We start from the raw sequence: 1,303 nt of genomic DNA, 5'->3' as shown, positions 1-1,303 counted from the left end.
TGCTTGGTTTCCATTCAGGAATTACTAACAGCGTAGACCGTCCGTTCGCTTCGTAAAAGATTCAATGTTTTGATTGGTTGGGTCGGCACAACCGTTACCCGTGTCAACAACGCGCCTGTTACTTTTGCGAAGAAGCGAAACTGCCCTGAAAGGAGAGGTGTATATGAGTTATTGTCCGGTAGCTGGAATTGATGTCAGCAAACGATTCAGTGATATGTGCATTTTGTCGCCAGACAACAAAATCTTTGCGCAAGAAAAGATTTATCACGACGAAACATCGATAAATCGAGCAAACGCCCTACTCCAAAAGGCTGAGCGGCTTTTTTTCAGTAAGCCTGTTATTGTGATGGAGTCCACCTCACACTACCATTTGATCCTCTTTCAATTTTTCTCAGAGCATGGATATGACGTGATCGTGGTGAATCCACTTCAAAGCAATTCGATGAAGGACTTCTCTATCAGAAAGAGGAAAACCGATCGTGTGGATGCCTTCAAACTGGCAATGATGTATCGAACAAAGACATTGCGTCCTTCCCAAATTCCTCAAACGGCAACGCGTGCGCTACGCCAGCTCTGCAGACATCGTGCGGAATTGTTGAACGACGTTTCGAGTTATAAAAACCGATTAACAGCCCTTTTGGATCAGACCTTTCCAGGCTATGATAAGGTCTTTTCCGATGTGGGAGGCGTCACTTCCTGCGCTGTGCTTGTACGTTTTCCAACGCCGACCATTTTGCTTGTAGAGGAAGAATCAGAACTGGTTGAAGTGATTGCTGCTGCAAGTAAGTCTGGTTATAGTTTTGCTAAAAAGAAAGCTGGATTGCTAATCTCCGCAGCACAAAAAGCGCAGACATTGGGGATTCATTCATGTGCCGATGAAACACTCATTGTGTGTACCATTCAAATGCTTCGTACATTGTCCGAAAGTGTGCTTCAAATAGAAACCGCAATAGATAATTTGCTGGCTCAGATAAAAGAAATGCGAAACAACGTTTCTTTACTGCAAAGCATCCCTGGTATTGGTAGTCATTCGGCAGCCCTTTTACTAGGAGAAATCGGAGATATCTCGTTGTTCAAGAAGCCGAAACAGCTTGCAGCATATTTTGGTTTAGACCCAACAGAGCGGCAATCCGGATCATTCAGAGGAACAAAGAACAAACTCTCAAAACGTGGCTCTTCCTATGCAAGAGCTGCACTTCACATGGGAATAGTTAATTCGATTTGTAAGCGCGGAAAGGACTCTGCAGCGAACCCCGTACTGCTCAGTTATTATGAAAAGAAATGTAAAAACAAACCGGCAAAG

1 protein-coding gene is annotated in these 1,303 nt (G+C 44.1%); it reads left to right on the top strand.

Annotation, left to right across the window (positions count from 1 at the left end; translation table 11 throughout):
• Positions 1-163: 163 nt before the first annotated feature.
• A partial coding sequence (locus J3349_RS13940) for an IS110 family transposase (RefSeq protein ID WP_207677826.1) occupies positions 164-1,303 on the top strand: 1,140 nt, incomplete at its 3' end.

It is taken from the genome of Faecalibacterium sp. Marseille-P9590 (genome assembly GCF_017377665.1).
Taxonomy (GTDB): domain Bacteria; phylum Bacillota; class Clostridia; order Oscillospirales; family Ruminococcaceae; genus Faecalibacterium.
The sequence above is the reverse complement of the archived record's forward strand: the minus strand, read 5'-3'. Positions and strand labels throughout refer to the sequence as shown.